Genomic DNA, 15,683 nt, shown 5'->3' on the forward strand with positions numbered 1-15,683 from the left:
TTGATGAATATCAGTGGACAAGCTCTTATATCTAGGAGAGAGTATAGTGACTGATGAACAATTGAGTGAATTAGTAAGTAGCATATCAATACAGATTTTTAAAAGAAAGTTTCACCATAAAGCTTATTTCAATAAAAGACTGCGCAGTACCGGCGGAAGGTATATGTTAAGAACACATATGATTGAAATAAACCCTCTAGTGTTAGAGAAACATGGAATGAACGAATTAATTGGAGTTATTAAGCATGAGCTATGTCATTATCACTTACATATAGAAGGGAAAGGGTATAAACATAGAGATACAGATTTTCGTCAGCTTCTAAAACAAACAGATTCACCTAGATTTTGCTCAACACTCGTAGAGCCTAAAAATCAAAAAAATACTAAACTGTATGTGTATGAGTGTGCAAAATGTGGTTTGTTATATAGACGGAAAATTCGAGTAAATACGCAGAAATTCAAGTGTGGCAAGTGTTTTGGGGAGCTGCATTTAAGTTCTTTTAAAAAAACGAAAGAAATTTGATGAAAAGTGTTGACGTTTGTCCAAACCCTCTCTATAATAGAAAAAGTCGAGTAGAACAAAACGACATAAATTATTCCGAAGTAGCTCAGTGGTAGAGCAATCGGCTGTTAACCGATTGGTCGTAGGTTCGAGTCCTACCTTCGGAGCCATCTTTAAATGGCCCCTTGGTCAAGCGGTTAAGACACCGCCCTTTCACGGCGGTAACACGGGTTCGAATCCCGTAGGGGTCACCATTTAATTGAATTAAAGATACATAGGTCCCGTGGTGTAGCGGTTAACATGCCTGCCTGTCACGCAGGAGATCGCCGGTTCGATCCCGGTCGGGACCGCCATGTTGGGGTATAGCCAAGCGGTAAGGCAACGGATTTTGATTCCGTCATGCCCTGGTTCGAATCCAGGTACCCCAGCCATTTCGTTTCGTGAGCCATTAGCTCAGTTGGTAGAGCATCTGACTTTTAATCAGAGGGTCGAAGGTTCGAGTCCTTCATGGCTCATCATATTACAATAATTGTTGACAAGCTCATGAGAGTAAGTTATAATAAATATCTTCCCATTTTATAACTACGCGGTCGTGGCGGAACGGCAGACGCGCTAGGTTGAGGGCCTAGTGGGGGTTAACCCCGTGGAGGTTCAAGTCCTCTCGGCCGCACCAAGCATTGTCTTTTACTAAGCGCCCGTAGCTCAATTGGATAGAGCGTCTGACTACGGATCAGAAGGTTGTGGGTTCGACTCCTGCCGGGCGCGCCAAACAAACAATTATTTAATATATTATATATGCGGGTGTAGTTTAGTGGTAAAACCTCAGCCTTCCAAGCTGATGATGAGAGTTCGATTCTCTTCACCCGCTCCAATTATACTAAAGTAATACATGAACATTGAAAACTGAACATGCAAAACGTTAAGACATACAGCATCAACAAGCTTCGGCTTGATTGACGCAAAACAATTTTTGACATCATTTAATGATGATGCCAGCAAAACAAAATGAGCTTTTTAAGTTCTCTATTATGGAGAGTTTGATCCTGGCTCAGGACGAACGCTGGCGGCGTGCCTAATACATGCAAGTCGAGCGGATGATGAAGAAGCTTGCTTCTTCTGATTTAGCGGCGGACGGGTGAGTAACACGTGGGCAACCTGCCCTGTAGATTGGGATAACTCCGGGAAACCGGGGCTAATACCGAATAATCCATTACCTCACATGAGGAAATGTTAAAAGACGGTTTCGGCTGTCACTACAGGATGGGCCCGCGGCGCATTAGCTAGTTGGTGAGGTAACGGCTCACCAAGGCGACGATGCGTAGCCGACCTGAGAGGGTGATCGGCCACACTGGGACTGAGACACGGCCCAGACTCCTACGGGAGGCAGCAGTAGGGAATCTTCCACAATGGACGAAAGTCTGATGGAGCAACGCCGCGTGAGTGAAGAAGGTTTTCGGATCGTAAAACTCTGTTGTGAGGGAAGAACAAGTACGAGAGTAACTGCTCGTACCTTGACGGTACCTCATTAGAAAGCCACGGCTAACTACGTGCCAGCAGCCGCGGTAATACGTAGGTGGCAAGCGTTGTCCGGAATTATTGGGCGTAAAGCGCGCGCAGGCGGTCCTTTAAGTCTGATGTGAAAGCCCACGGCTCAACCGTGGAGGGTCATTGGAAACTGGGGGACTTGAGTACAGAAGAGGAAAGCGGAATTCCAAGTGTAGCGGTGAAATGCGTAGAGATTTGGAGGAACACCAGTGGCGAAGGCGGCTTTCTGGTCTGTAACTGACGCTGAGGCGCGAAAGCGTGGGGAGCAAACAGGATTAGATACCCTGGTAGTCCACGCCGTAAACGATGAGTGCTAAGTGTTAGGGGGTTTCCGCCCCTTAGTGCTGCAGCTAACGCATTAAGCACTCCGCCTGGGGAGTACGGTCGCAAGACTGAAACTCAAAGGAATTGACGGGGGCCCGCACAAGCGGTGGAGCATGTGGTTTAATTCGAAGCAACGCGAAGAACCTTACCAGGTCTTGACATCCCGCTGACCGGCCTAGAGATAGGCTTTTCCCTTCGGGGACAGCGGTGACAGGTGGTGCATGGTTGTCGTCAGCTCGTGTCGTGAGATGTTGGGTTAAGTCCCGCAACGAGCGCAACCCTTGATCTTAGTTGCCAGCATTCAGTTGGGCACTCTAAGGTGACTGCCGGTGATAAACCGGAGGAAGGTGGGGATGACGTCAAATCATCATGCCCCTTATGACCTGGGCTACACACGTGCTACAATGGACGGTACAGAGGGTCGCAACCCCGCGAGGGTGAGCAAATCCCATAAAACCGTTCTCAGTTCGGATTGTAGGCTGCAACTCGCCTACATGAAGCCGGAATCGCTAGTAATCGTGGATCAGCATGCCACGGTGAATACGTTCCCGGGCCTTGTACACACCGCCCGTCACACCACGAGAGTTTGTAACACCCGAAGTCGGTGGGGTAACCCTTTTGGGAGCCAGCCGCCGAAGGTGGGACAGATGATTGGGGTGAAGTCGTAACAAGGTAGCCGTATCGGAAGGTGCGGCTGGATCACCTCCTTTCTAAGGATATATTCGGAATACAGATCTTTATCTGTATCTTAACGTTTTGCAGTTCAGTTTTGAATGTTCATTCTATATGAGCATTTAAAGCTTTTTAACTTGTTCTTTGAAAACTGGATAAAACGACATCAAAAAAAGAAACAAACGCAAGATATTCAAATTGTGATCACTTACGTGATTGCAAGTGTAGTACTTTTAACTTTTAGGTTAAGTTAATAAGGGCGCACGGTGGATGCCTTGGCACTAGGAGTCGATGAAGGACGGCACTAACACCGATATGCTTCGGGGAGCTGTAAGTGAGCTTCGATCCGAAGATTTCCGAATGGGGAAACCCACTGCCCGTAATGGGGCAGTACATTTGCGTGAATACATAGCGCATCTGAGACACACCCAGGGAACTGAAACATCTAAGTACCTGGAGGAAGAGAAAGAAAATTCGATTCCCTGAGTAGCGGCGAGCGAAACGGGAAGAGCCCAAACCAAGAGGCTTGCCTCTTGGGGTTGTAGGACACTCTATACGGAGTTACAAAAGAATGAGCTAGACGAAGCGACCTGGAAAGGTCCGCAGGATAGGGTAAAAGCCCCGTAGTCAAAAGTTCATTCCCTCCAGAGTGTATCCTGAGTACGGCGGAACACGTGAAATTCCGTCGGAATCCGGGAGGACCATCTCCCAAGGCTAAATACTACCTAGTGACCGATAGTGAACCAGTACCGTGAGGGAAAGGTGAAAAGCACCCCGGAAGGGGAGTGAAATAGACCCTGAAACCGTGTGCCTACAAATAGTCAAAGCCCGTTAACGGGTGATGGCGTGCCTTTTGTAGAATGAACCGGCGAGTTACGATTACATGCGAGGTTAAGTTGAGAAGACGGAGCCGCAGCGAAAGCGAGTCTGAATAGGGCGAATGAGTATGTGGTCGTAGACCCGAAACCAGGTGATCTACCCATGTCCAGGATGAAGGTGAGGTAACACTTACTGGAGGTCCGAACCCACGCACGTTGAAAAGTGCGGGGATGAGGTGTGGGTAGCGGAGAAATTCCAATCGAACCTGGAGATAGCTGGTTCTCTCCGAAATAGCTTTAGGGCTAGCCTCAAACGTTAGAATCTTGGAGGTAGAGCACTGTTTGGACTAGGGGCCCATCCCGGGTTACCGAATTCAGACAAACTCCGAATGCCAATGATTTATGTTTGGGAGTCAGACTGCGAGTGATAAGATCCGTAGTCAAGAGGGAAACAGCCCAGACCACCAGCTAAGGTCCCAAAGTATTTGTTAAGTGGAAAAGGATGTGGCGTTGCTTAGACAACCAGGATGTTGGCTTAGAAGCAGCCATCATTTAAAGAGTGCGTAATAGCTCACTGGTCGAGTGACGCTGCGCCGAAAATGTATCGGGGCTAAACAAATCACCGAAGCTGTGGATTGATACCTTTGGTATCAGTGGTAGGAGAGCGTTCTAAGGGCGTTGAAGTCAGACCGGAAGGACTGGTGGAGCGCTTAGAAGTGAGAATGCCGGTATGAGTAGCGAAAGATGGGTGAGAATCCCATCCACCGTATGACTAAGGTTTCCTGAGGAAGGCTCGTCCGCTCAGGGTTAGTCGGGACCTAAGTCGAGGCCGATAGGCGTAGACGATGGACAACAGGTTGATATTCCTGTACCACCACCCCACCGTTTGAGTGATGGGGGGACGCAGTAGGATAGGGTAAGCGTGCTGTTGGTTATGCACGTCCAAGCAGTGAGGTGTGAGTGTAGGCAAATCCGCACTCTGTAACATTGAGCTGTGATGGCAAGGACGTATGTCCGGAGTTCCTGATTTCACACTGCCAAGAAAAGCCTCTAACGAGGTGGGAGGTGCCCGTACCGCAAACCGACACAGGTAGTCGAGGAGAGAATCCTAAGGTGAGCGAGAGAACTCTCGTTAAGGAACTCGGCAAAATGACCCCGTAACTTCGGGAGAAGGGGTGCTCTTTTGGGTGAATAGCCTAGAAGAGCCGCAGTGAATAGGCCCAGGCGACTGTTTAGCAAAAACACAGGTCTCTGCAAAACCGTAAGGTGAAGTATAGGGGCTGACGCCTGCCCGGTGCTGGAAGGTTAAGAGGAGTGCTTAGCGCAAGCGAAGGTGCGAATTGAAGCCCCAGTAAACGGCGGCCGTAACTATAACGGTCCTAAGGTAGCGAAATTCCTTGTCGGGTAAGTTCCGACCCGCACGAAAGGCGTAACGATCTGGGCACTGTCTCAACGAGAGACTCGGTGAAATTATAGTACCTGTGAAGATGCAGGTTACCCGCGACAGGACGGAAAGACCCCGTGGAGCTTTACTGTAGCTTGATATTGAATTTTGGTGCAACTTGTACAGGATAGGTAGGAGCCTTAGAGCCCGGAGCGCCAGCTTCGGAGGAGGCGTCGGTGGGATACTACCCTGGTTGTATTGAAATTCTAACCCATACCCGTAACCCGGGTAGGAGACAGTGTCAGGCGGGCAGTTTGACTGGGGCGGTCGCCTCCTAAAGTGTAACGGAGGCGCCCAAAGGTTCCCTCAGAATGGTTGGAAATCATTCGAAGAGTGTAAAGGCAGAAGGGAGCTTGACTGCGAGACCTACAAGTCGAGCAGGGTCGAAAGACGGGCTTAGTGATCCGGTGGTTCCGCATGGAAGGGCCATCGCTCAACGGATAAAAGCTACCCCGGGGATAACAGGCTTATCTCCCCCAAGAGTCCACATCGACGGGGAGGTTTGGCACCTCGATGTCGGCTCATCGCATCCTGGGGCTGTAGTCGGTCCCAAGGGTTGGGCTGTTCGCCCATTAAAGCGGTACGCGAGCTGGGTTCAGAACGTCGTGAGACAGTTCGGTCCCTATCCGTCGTGGGCGTAGGAAATTTGAGAGGAGCTGTCCTTAGTACGAGAGGACCGGGATGGACACACCGCTGGTGTACCAGTTGTTCTGCCAAGGGCATCGCTGGGTAGCTATGTGTGGACGGGATAAGTGCTGAAAGCATCTAAGCACGAAGCCCCCCTCAAGATGAGATTTCCCATTACGCAAGTAAGTAAGATCCCTCAAAGACGATGAGGTAGATAGGTTCGGGGTGGAAGCGTGGCGACACGTGCAGCTGACGAATACTAATCGATCGAGGACTTAACCAAATGGTTTGTTTCGATTAATGATGTCTTTTATCCAGTTTTGAGTGAACAACTCTGAGGGTTTCAAGGCGCAAGCAGTGCTAGGAAACGAGTGAGTGAATGAAGGAACGTACTTAGGTACGTGACTGATTGAACGAACGAAGTTGACAACGCAATGCGAAGTGTATTGAAAGCCGAAAAAGTCTAGTGATGATGGCGAAGAGGTCACACCCGTTCCCATACCGAACACGGAAGTTAAGCTCTTCAGCGCCGATGGTAGTTGGGGGTCTCCCCCTGCAAGAGTAGGACGTCGCTGGGCACCAAAGAAAGTCGTCACCGAGTAATCGGTGGCGGCTTTTTTGTTTTGTCTTTTATAAAAGCCGAAGGCACTCTCTCCATAAAGAAGTGTGCGAGAAGCCGGAGGGGCAAAGAGTTCGAGGAAGCAAGGAAGAGAGGATCGGAGCGTATGGCATACGCGAGAACCGAACGACTGCGGCTGACGAAGAAATCTGCCGCCCATCTGGTTTCGCAGCCACCGATGGTAGTTGGAGGGTCTCCCCTGCAAGAGTAGGACGTCGCTGGGCACTAAAGGAAGTCGTCACCGAGTAATCGGTGGCGGCTTTTTTTACTTTTATTATTACCAAAGCGAAAGATAATCTCTTCATCGAAGCATACAACTGAGAATCCCGTTGCAATTTATAATTTATGTCGAATAAAACCTTTAAGTTCCTCCTCTAAATTGACATTTCCCGGGAAATAGAAACTATATACGACAGAAACAATCAAAATAAAATTTTCAAAGAGTAATAACGAGGAAAATAGAAAAAAGAGCTGATAATTGGAGGCTAAATAAAAGAGTTATTAAATGTGTAAAATTTACATTTTCTAAAATTATGTTATATTATGCAAAAAGGAGGGAAGATTTGATTTTAAAAGAGCAGGCTATTAATTATAATTATATTGGCTTACAAGCACTATATGAACGCTTAGGTAATAATCATGCACTAAAAGAACGTATTCACTCCAAAATATTATCTGCGAAAGCAGGTATTATAGGAGAGAAAAATGTAGAAGCCATTTTCCGTAAATATAGTTTTCCTTTTGATTATGCAGTTTTGTTAGACTTAAATTTGAGTTCTAATGGTAAATTTAAAATTGATGCCTTATTTATTACTCGACATTATATACTGATTTTAGAGTCTAAGAACGTTGTTGGAAACTTGAGTTTTGAAAGAGATCCATTCTGTTTGAGAAGAGAGTTAGATAGTGGGCAGGTTGATATATATGAGAGCCCAGAAGTGCAATTAGAACGGAATATTAACTTGCTTAGAAAGTGGTTAAAAAAGGAGCGTGTAGATATTCCAGTTATAGGAGCAATAATCTTAGGGTCTACAAAGTCAAGAGTTCATAAATCTCCAGTTACCTCTCCTATTATGTATCCTACTACTATCCCCAACTTTATATGGGGGCTCCCGAGAGATAAGGCTTACCTATCACTAGAACAGTTTCAGCAGGTGACTAATAGTTTAAAGAACAATCATGAGGATTATTGTCCTTACCCTATGTGTGATGCATGGGGAATTGAAACGAAGGATATAATTAAAGGTGTTCAGTGTCCAGAGTGTTCGTTATTCGGAATGAAAAAAATAAAAGCTGGTTGGTATTGTGAGGTGTGTCGTCAAGTAGATCGGAAAGCACATGAAAAAGCAATAAATGAATGGTTTATTCTAGTAAAAGGCAGCTTGAATAATAAAGAATGTAGAGAATTTTTACAGTTAAACTCTCAGCAAGCAACTTTACGAATTATAAAGTCGATGAATTTAAAAGAATGTGGATCGAATAAGAGAACATTTTATAGAAAAAGAGATAATCGGTCGGTTCGAGTAAAAAATCGGTCGGTTTTTCCAAATAATCGGTAGGTTCTCAAGGAAAATCGGTCGGTTTCCCCCGATAATCGGTCGGTAAGGCAACCCCCACTCAACTTCCGCAAAAAATATCAAAACATTTTAACCTATACCATATAAACTGGAGCTAATAGGAGGTGCATGAGCAAATGAAGATAATTCACCAGACGATTAATTGGCTGGAAAAAAAATTAGAAGAACCGGTTCGTAATGATGAAGTGGTTCAAGTCACTGGTTATTCCTTTTATCATTTCCATCGGTTATTTCAACAAAAAGTCGGGATGTCTTTACACGAATATGTTCGTAATAGGAGACTTACCATGGCAGCACAAAGGCTAATTTATACAGATGAACGAATATTGGATTTGGCCTTAACCTATCAATTTGAATCTCAGGAAGCTTTTACGAGAGCCTTCCGTAAGGTGCATGGCTTGCCACCAGGCAAGTATCGAATGCTCATGCGAACCTTACTAGAAAAACCAGAGGAGGTAAAGGTTATGAATGGTTGGTTTTTAAGTGGGGCAACCCCACATAGCTTTGAGGTGGGTAGAGATTTTCAAGAGGTCCACAAAGGCAATGCTTCCGGTTACTTGCGTTCTATTAAGGCAGGAGGAGAAGAACAGTTTGGCACCGTTATGCAACAATTCCAAGCTAGTAAATACTGTAGGAAACGACTAAAGCTATCTTGTTTTATTAAAACCGAGGATATAAATGGATTTGCAGGGCTTTGGATGCGCATCGACGCCAAGGATGGGGACACACTTCAATTTGATAATATGAGTAATCGTCCCATTACTGGTACAACTGGATGGAACTATTATAGTGTCGTGTTAGATGTGCCTCAAAATGCAGGAGCGATATACTTCGGGGTTTTACTACAAGGCTCCGGATCGTTATGGATGGATGAGTTTACTTTTGAAGAAGTAGATGAGAAAACACCGACAACCAACTTAAAAGCTCCTGATAATTTGCCAACAGAACCGATTAATTTGAATTTTGATGTAGAGATTAATTAGTCGTATGGAAAGTAAGAGAAAAAATATAATAGGTTATCTCTTTATAGTAATTATTTTTGTGTTAATTATCGTTCTGAAGTTCTTTATCGGCAATAAATTCTTTGAGTTCTTGATCACATCCTAAGGGTGTGATTTTTTTATTGTCTAAATTATATAGACAATTACATTTTTATGTTATATACTACATTACATCACTAATGCACTAACTTTAGATTGAGAGGAGACTTACCGCAATGATTTTAAATTCGGATAGTGCAAAGCCCATCTATGTACAAATTGCGGAATGGTTAGAGAATGAAATTATAGCCGAGCATTTTAAAGAAGATGAGAAAATTTACTCCCAATACCAGCTTGCAGAATTGTTTAATATTAATCCAGCAACTGCAGCGAAGGGGTTAACGATACTAGTAGAAGAAGAGATTTTATATAAGAAAAGGGGACTGGGAATGTTCGTAGCGACAGAGGCCAAGGCAATGATATTAGCTAAACGGAGAGACCAGACGTTGACGCAAATGGTGTCAGATTTAGTGATGGAAGCTAAAAGATTGTCAATAACCAAAGAGGAGCTAATTCAACTCATACATAAATGTGAGGAGGAAGTCTAATGAAGGTAGTTGAATGTCGAAATGTCAAAAAAATTTTTCATCGGATGAATGCATTGGAGGATATAAGCTTCGAGCTAAGTGATCGGAAAATTACAGGGATTATTGGCCGCAATGGAGCTGGGAAAACAACCTTACTGAAAATCCTTTCTGGTTTTACCAGCCATAGCTCTGGAGAAGTGCGCGTTTTCGATAGAAGTCCCTATAATGATTTGTTAGTATCTGCGAACAGTATCTTAGTGGATGATCAAATGACTTTTCCTGACACACTGAATTTAGAAGGGATTTTGAAAATGGCTCCAGCCTTTTATAAAAAATGGGATGGAGAGCTTGCTAAAAGACTAATGGATTATTTCAAATTAAATCCTAAGCTTAATCATTCTAGCTTATCTAAAGGAACAGCTGCTACGTTTAATCTAATTTTTGGGCTCTCTACTCGTTGTGAGCTAACCCTGCTTGATGAACCGATGAATGGGATGGATGAAGCAGTAAGGTCAGACTTTTACCGAGCGTTGCTAAAGGATTATATAGCTCATCCTCGTTCTATTTTAATCTCTAGTCATCATTTAGCAGAGATAGAGCACTTGTTGGAGGATATCCTCTTGATTCACCAAGGAAGGGTGGTATTACATCAACCGCTTGACGAAATAAGAGAGTATGCCGTGGGATTACAGGGGAATGCAACTGACATTGAAAGATGGACGCAAGGGGAAGAGGTTTATTTCTCCAAGCAGTTAGATCATCAAAGAAAATATGTCGTTGTAAAATACAATTCTTCTATAGAGAAGGCTCGAACAGAGGGTGCTATGCTCCAGGCTTTGTCGGCAAGCGATGTGTGTATGTACGTGACGAGTGAAACAAAGGAGGGGATTGATGATGTTTTTAAGTAATGTCAGTTTAGGAAGCATAGTAAGGATGCAGGTTAAATTCAAATTACAGGCATATATAGGGGCTGTTCTATCGCTTATATTTATACAAATATTAGGATTACTTCTCACTAGTAGCACTGGAATGATAGGAACAAGCAGTATAGGCACAGAAATTACTATCAACACATATACACTTGATGGTGTCTTATTCTTTGTAGCTGCATGGGCAGTATTTGTAGGAAACTTAATCACTACGAAGGCTTATCGCTATGACGATTTTACATTTGTTTCCACGAGATTAAGTAGCAACATCGCGAATATTGCTGTGCTGATGATTGTAAGTGCCGTTGCATCGGTTACAACTTTTTTATGTACGTATTTGTTGAGATTATATCAGGTATTGTTTAGTAACGTGGTGTTTATTGATGGCCCAGGGATATTGGATGAGCCTATGCAGACCATACAAACTTTGCTTTTACTATTTATCTTAATATGGATGTTCACTTCCTTTGGATATTTAATCGGATCCTTAGTCCAAAAGCATAAGGCATTGTTTTTAATTTTTCCGATAGTTCTTGTTGGGGTAGTAATGAGTTCTATGGGGCTTAAAATTGTAGAGTTTTTCTTTATAGTGGAGGGAAACTTGTGGGTATTCATGCTTAAAATATTTGGTTTATCAGTAATTTTCTTTTTAATTTCAGTTGCAGTAGCTAATAGATGGGAGGTACGAGCGTGAGTGGTGTGTGGATAGCGTTCATAGTAGGCCTGCTCCCTATTGTTCTAATATTATTAATATCCTTTGTATTGATAGGTGGTATAAAGAAAGGTACAAAAAATTTAAATGGTTCCTTGCAGCTTAAAAAATATATCATTTTCATCTATGTTGTCATACTATTTATAGCAATGTTAGTTTATGAGCTCATTCCTAATAACCACTTGGAGCCTTTAACAAAGGAAGAAGTTCAAGTTCTAGAAGCAGAAAACATTCAATTAGAAGAAGCTTTAAGAAACTACGAGGGGAATAATCTTACTGAAAGATTTCTGATAGATGAGTGGTCTCATGAGTTAAGTGGAAATACGTTATCTATAGGCTATGAAGGCGCTGATTCTTATTCCACTAGGTTTGTTATAGAATGGACAGATGCTAATAATCAATTGATAGAAGGTAAAGTATATAGATCTAACTCTATTATAGAAGGTATTCACTTGGATAAAATAATCCCCTTACATGAGCTATATTGGGCTGGAAATCACTTATCTGTGAAGGAGCCAATAGGAATAAGCCTGGAATTTAGTGAGTTTTCTAACCGTTTAGTAAGTTTACCAAAAGCTAGTAGTGACGATACCTATTCCTTTACAAATGTAAGAGGTATGACCTATATTCACCTAAAGGTTCCAAAGCATATAGAAATAGATGATGCTTTAGGTTTACAAATTTATTAAGAGGAGGAATATGGTTTTGGATTTAATAGCAGGAATAGCATTAGTACTTATCGTGTTTTTCTCTTCTAATATAATCGAAAAGAGATTAAAAAACTTTGAAAGACAAAACGACCGTGTCATTGAAATTCTAGAAAAAATACGGGATAAAGAACAGTAAAGAGGCGTAGAAAAAAATATTTGTAGTCTTCTTATTGAGAGATTTCAAAATCGAATTAGTTACTTTTAAAATAAGTAAGACGTGAAATCAAGTTGCTGATCTCACGTCTTTTGATTTTTGCTTCCTTTTTTATTCCTTATAGTTTTACATCAAATAAGAACTTAAGACGCCATAGTAAAGACTTTGAAGGGAGAAGGGGAAAGATCAAATCACGAGCAGCTGCTATTGGGCTAAAAGAAATTTGGGCAATCGCTCCAATATGTCTGGAAAGACGAATTACCTTTCCGGTGCGTGCTACTCGTTTTTCATTGTAAAAATCTAATACGCTTCTTATATCTTCAAATTGTTTAAAGCCATTGCCGAGGACGATTGCATCTTCAATAGCCTGCCCAGCCCCTTGACCCATATTTGGGGTAGTCGCATGGGCTGCATCACCTAATAAGACAACCCGATCGAACACAAAACTGCGTAGTGGTTTGATATCTGAAATGTCATGGTGAAGAATTTGTTCAGAAGGTGTGCTAGCAATAATATCGGAAACCGTTTCAGGGAAATGACGAAAGATAGATGACACCTCATTAGGTTCAAGCTGTTGATAGGTTGGATTTTTTTGAGAAGTGTTAATACAAGCAAACCAATAAATGAGCCCATCTTTCATGGGTGCCATACCAAATCTCCCTTTTGTGGACCAAAGCTCTGTGGATGTAAATTCTTTTACTCGACCATTGTTTTCAGTTATCCCTCTCCAGCAAGTATATCCAGCATATCTTAGTTTAGATTCAGGAACGAGCTGTTGGCGAATAGGAGAATTAATGCCATCTGCCGCTATAAGTAGCTCAGCTTCAAAGGCTGTCCCATCCTCGAAAAAAGCAGTGACCCTCTCCTTATGTTGCTTAATACGTATACATCTTTTATTAAATTCAATGGTATTTGGTTTTAGATTTTCGAGAAAGGTTCGATGGAGGTTTGCTCGATGGATGGTGATATTCTCTTGTCCAAACATTTTTTTAAGAACCGAGAAATCGATCGTATTGAGCACTTTTCCATGCATGTCCTGAAAGACTTGTGTGTTTAGGATATAGCCATTGCGGAATATCTCCTCTCCAACACCAATCTCCATTAGTGCTTGCATAGCATTGGAGCCAATTCCTATTCCAGCACCAACTGGGTGGAAAACTGGAGCAGACTCAAACACGTGCACCTCATGACCTTGCTTTTGCAGAGTAACTGCTGCACAAAGTCCTCCAATACCACCGCCAATGATGGCAATGTTCAATGGGATCTACCTCCTTAATTATCTCTAGTCTAGCAGAAAATTTATGATATGCTAATAAAAAGAGGGAGGGAGAAACATGATTACATTGCGCATGTATGAATCAAAGCATCGAGAGGCATTAGACCATTATCCATTATCTGAAGAGCAATTAGGCTTCACGGGACACCCAATAGAAATGCTTAAAAAGGTTGAAATGTGTCCTACCTATACACCGGTTGTTATTTTAGACGGTGAACAGGTGGCTGGATTTTTTGTATTGGACACTGGAGATGATAAGTTAAATTATACGGATATGAAAGAAAGTATCCTACTTAGAGGTTATTCCGTTCATCCTAGTTTCCAAGGGAGAGGAATAGCAAAGTCTTCTATGCAGCTTTTACCCCAGTTTGTAATGGAGCATTTTCCATCTATTAAGCAGGTTGTGCTTGGTGTAAATGAGGCTAATAAAGCTGCTCAGGCTGTCTATTTAAAAAATGGGTTTATCGACAAGGGGCGTCGATACTTAGGTAATGCTGGAATCCAATTAGCTTTGTGTCTTAAGGTTGACCAGGTAATAGTAAGGAAAGCAATACCTGGAGATGAACAAGGGATAGTCGATGTATGTGTGGCCGCCCAATGGAACACATACAAGAATTTATATAACAAGGAATACATAGAAGGTGTTATTGAAAAGTTTTACACAGTGGATAGAATTGAAAAGGAAATTGCTGAAACCAACCGTTATTGGAATGGATACTTTGTCGCTCTGCTTAACAATGAAATAGTTGGTGCTATAGGTGGCGGGGTTGACGAAGAAGGAATTGCTGAGGTATATGTCCTTTACTTAGATCCCGAGAAACGAAACAAAGGAATCGGGACAAAGCTTTTAAACTATTTATCGGATGTTCAGAAAAAGAAGTATGGTGCGCACGAGCAATGGGTGTCCGTAGCCAAAAACAATATGCTTGGAATTCCTTTTTATGAGGCACGTGGCTTTGTCTTTCAATGCGAGGAGCAATCTTATGAGAGTAACCCAGAGGACCAAGCAATCTCCTTAAAATATAAGCGAAAGATTTAAGGAAAAAAGCATCTGTGATAGATGCTTTTTTGATGAGAAAATATTAGTCACATAAAAACTAAAATACTCTGAAATTCCTTTCTTCCACTTTTAGTTTAATTTATATAAGATATCATCCTCCTCGCTTGGATTACCGCGTCCATCGGTATTATTAGTGACAAAGTACAACGATTCTCCATCAGAGTAGACATCACGCACTCTACCAAAGCCAGTGATAGATTGTTCTACCTTACCAGTTTCAACATTCATGACCTTAACAGCTTCTCCTCGGAGGGAAGCGACATATAGCTTACCTTTGTGAAAGGTTATTCCAGAAGGTGCCCAAGTCTCATTACTGCCAGAAGTGATGAGCGGTGTTACATAGCCGTTCTTAGTTTCAGATCCTTCAATGATGGGATAGCCATAGTTCTTTCCTTGCTCAATTAAATTGACCTCATCATTAGCTGACTGGCCATGCTCTGCCTCAAAAAGAGTCCCGTTCTCGTGCCAGGCAAGTCCCTGTGGGTTACGGTGACCAGAGGAGAAAATTTGGAATGATCCATCCTCTTCCATTCTCACAATTTTACCGTTCAAGGAATTATCGTCCTGAGCAAGCTCAGGGTCACCTGCATCTCCAATAGTTACATATAGCTTATGATCAGGACCTATCTCCAGTCGTCCACCATGATGGATATTACCGGTCTTGATGTCATCGAGGTGTATTTCAGTTTCCTGCCACTGATTATTCTCTCGTTTTAGAGTCACTACACGATTAAAGGATTCCCCGTCTTTGTCATACGTATAATAGGCAAATGCCTCATTGGTTTTACTGAAGTCAGACTTTAATACAAAGCCGAGAAGTCCGGCTTCTGCCGCGGAGGACAAGGTATCCGAAAAAATGACTTCCTCATGGGTAACGGTAGACCCATCAATGACAGCTATTGTACCTACTCTCTCTGATATATAAAAGATACTGTCCTGTTGGTTGATTGCCCAAGGGATTTCTAAATTGGTTGCTATTTTATCTGCGGCTTCTTTTTCCGGTTCGGCTGCTTCTTCAGAACAACCAACTAATAGAAGTGTTAAAAGTATGAGTCTTTTCATATAAAAACCTCCTCTAGTTACTACTTCTAGGAATGAAATGCAGATTCCTGCTCTTCGCCATAAGTTTTACAAATGAGAAACGATA

The 15,683-nt window shown here is 42.8% G+C and carries 11 protein-coding genes, 8 tRNA genes and 3 rRNA genes; 20 read left to right on the top strand and 2 right to left on the bottom strand.

The genetic code is table 11. The features are described from left to right. Positions 1-46: 46 nt before the first annotated feature. The 19 genes from MKX96_RS02805 (at position 47) to MKX96_RS02895 (ending at position 12,182) form a co-directional block, all read left to right on the top strand. On the top strand, positions 47-523 hold the full coding sequence (locus MKX96_RS02805) for a SprT family protein (protein ID WP_340881814.1): 477 nt from the start codon (positions 47-49) through the stop codon (positions 521-523). A 74-nt stretch (positions 524-597) separates the two neighbouring features. Further along, positions 598-672, top strand: a tRNA-Asn gene (locus tag MKX96_RS02810). 9 nt (positions 673-681) lie between these two features. After that, a tRNA-Glu gene (locus MKX96_RS02815) sits at positions 682-756 on the top strand. A 23-nt stretch (positions 757-779) separates the two neighbouring features. Beyond that, a tRNA-Asp gene (locus MKX96_RS02820) sits at positions 780-855 on the top strand. 3 nt (positions 856-858) lie between these two features. Beyond that, positions 859-933, top strand: a tRNA-Gln gene (locus tag MKX96_RS02825). Between the two features lie 11 nt (positions 934-944). After that, positions 945-1,017, top strand: a tRNA-Lys gene (locus MKX96_RS02830). A 71-nt stretch (positions 1,018-1,088) separates the two neighbouring features. Beyond that, positions 1,089-1,175: transfer RNA gene (locus MKX96_RS02835), tRNA-Leu, on the top strand. An 18-nt stretch (positions 1,176-1,193) separates the two neighbouring features. Continuing rightward, positions 1,194-1,270 (top strand) — tRNA-Arg (locus tag MKX96_RS02840). Between the two features lie 29 nt (positions 1,271-1,299). Beyond that, a tRNA-Gly gene (locus MKX96_RS02845) sits at positions 1,300-1,373 on the top strand. 154 nt (positions 1,374-1,527) lie between these two features. After that, positions 1,528-3,081, top strand: a 16S ribosomal RNA gene (locus tag MKX96_RS02850). Between the two features lie 205 nt (positions 3,082-3,286). Continuing rightward, a 23S ribosomal RNA gene (locus MKX96_RS02855) occupies positions 3,287-6,215 on the top strand. A 179-nt stretch (positions 6,216-6,394) separates the two neighbouring features. Beyond that, positions 6,395-6,510 (top strand): 5S ribosomal RNA (gene rrf / locus MKX96_RS02860). Together the 16S, 23S and 5S rRNA genes with 8 tRNA genes alongside form the textbook arrangement of a ribosomal RNA operon. A gap of 604 nt (positions 6,511-7,114) precedes the next feature. Beyond that, positions 7,115-8,110, top strand: a complete 996-nt coding sequence (locus tag MKX96_RS02865; RefSeq protein ID WP_340881815.1) for a nuclease-related domain-containing protein — start codon at positions 7,115-7,117, stop codon at positions 8,108-8,110. A 134-nt stretch (positions 8,111-8,244) separates the two neighbouring features. After that, positions 8,245-9,111 (top strand): AraC family transcriptional regulator, encoded by an 867-nt coding sequence (locus tag MKX96_RS02870; protein WP_340881817.1) that lies wholly within the window; start codon positions 8,245-8,247, stop codon positions 9,109-9,111. A 233-nt stretch (positions 9,112-9,344) separates the two neighbouring features. Continuing rightward, positions 9,345-9,716, top strand: coding sequence for a GntR family transcriptional regulator (locus MKX96_RS02875; RefSeq protein WP_340881818.1), 372 nt, complete (start codon positions 9,345-9,347; stop codon positions 9,714-9,716). Beyond that, positions 9,716-10,603 (top strand): ABC transporter ATP-binding protein, encoded by an 888-nt coding sequence (locus tag MKX96_RS02880; protein WP_340881819.1) that lies wholly within the window; start codon positions 9,716-9,718, stop codon positions 10,601-10,603. The genes MKX96_RS02875 and MKX96_RS02880 overlap by 1 nt, the downstream gene beginning before the upstream one ends. Then, complete coding sequence (locus MKX96_RS02885) at positions 10,587-11,318, top strand: hypothetical protein (RefSeq protein ID WP_340881821.1); 732 nt, start codon at positions 10,587-10,589, stop codon at positions 11,316-11,318. The genes MKX96_RS02880 and MKX96_RS02885 overlap by 17 nt, the downstream gene beginning before the upstream one ends. Beyond that, positions 11,315-12,025, top strand: coding sequence for a hypothetical protein (locus MKX96_RS02890; RefSeq protein ID WP_340881823.1), 711 nt, complete (start codon positions 11,315-11,317; stop codon positions 12,023-12,025). Before MKX96_RS02885 ends, MKX96_RS02890 begins: the two co-directional genes overlap by 4 nt. 16 nt (positions 12,026-12,041) lie before the next feature. Next, positions 12,042-12,182: a hypothetical protein gene (locus MKX96_RS02895; protein WP_340881824.1), complete on the top strand. Its 141-nt coding sequence runs from the start codon at positions 12,042-12,044 to the stop codon at positions 12,180-12,182. 136 nt (positions 12,183-12,318) lie between these two features. On the opposite strand, the gene MKX96_RS02900 is transcribed toward MKX96_RS02895, so the two are convergent. Continuing rightward, entirely contained in the window at positions 12,319-13,458 is a 1,140-nt protein-coding gene (locus tag MKX96_RS02900) for an FAD-dependent monooxygenase (RefSeq protein WP_340881826.1), read from the bottom strand. Positions 13,459-13,534: 76 nt separating this feature from the next. On the opposite strand from MKX96_RS02900, the gene MKX96_RS02905 reads away from it, so the two are divergent. Next, the gene (locus MKX96_RS02905; RefSeq protein WP_340881827.1) at positions 13,535-14,515 is read left to right on the top strand and encodes a GNAT family N-acetyltransferase; all 981 of its coding nucleotides are present in this window, start codon (positions 13,535-13,537) and stop codon (positions 14,513-14,515) included. 90 nt (positions 14,516-14,605) lie between these two features. Here MKX96_RS02905 and MKX96_RS02910 read toward each other — a convergent pair whose 3' ends face one another. Beyond that, positions 14,606-15,598 carry a PQQ-dependent sugar dehydrogenase gene (locus MKX96_RS02910; protein ID WP_340881828.1) on the bottom strand — a complete coding sequence of 331 codons (993 nt, stop codon included), beginning with the start codon at positions 15,596-15,598 and terminating at the stop codon, positions 14,606-14,608. Positions 15,599-15,683 lie beyond the last annotated feature (85 nt).

Origin of the sequence: Psychrobacillus sp. FSL W7-1493 (genome assembly GCF_038004905.1) — a bacterium.
Taxonomy (GTDB): domain Bacteria; phylum Bacillota; class Bacilli; order Bacillales_A; family Planococcaceae; genus Psychrobacillus.

Bases quoted from the DNA above. Each gene is read 5' to 3' on its own strand.
- MKX96_RS02870 (WP_340881817.1), top strand. From the start codon at position 8,245: ATGAAGATAATTCACCAGACGATTAATTGGCTGGAAAAAAAATTAGAA.
- MKX96_RS02875 (WP_340881818.1), top strand. From the start codon at position 9,345: ATGATTTTAAATTCGGATAGTGCAAAGCCCATCTATGTACAAATTGCG.
- MKX96_RS02880 (WP_340881819.1), top strand. From the start codon at position 9,716: ATGAAGGTAGTTGAATGTCGAAATGTCAAAAAAATTTTTCATCGGATG.
- MKX96_RS02885 (WP_340881821.1), top strand. From the start codon at position 10,587: ATGATGTTTTTAAGTAATGTCAGTTTAGGAAGCATAGTAAGGATGCAG.
- MKX96_RS02905 (WP_340881827.1), top strand. From the start codon at position 13,535: ATGATTACATTGCGCATGTATGAATCAAAGCATCGAGAGGCATTAGAC.
- MKX96_RS02910 (WP_340881828.1), bottom strand. From the start codon at position 15,598: ATGAAAAGACTCATACTTTTAACACTTCTATTAGTTGGTTGTTCTGAA.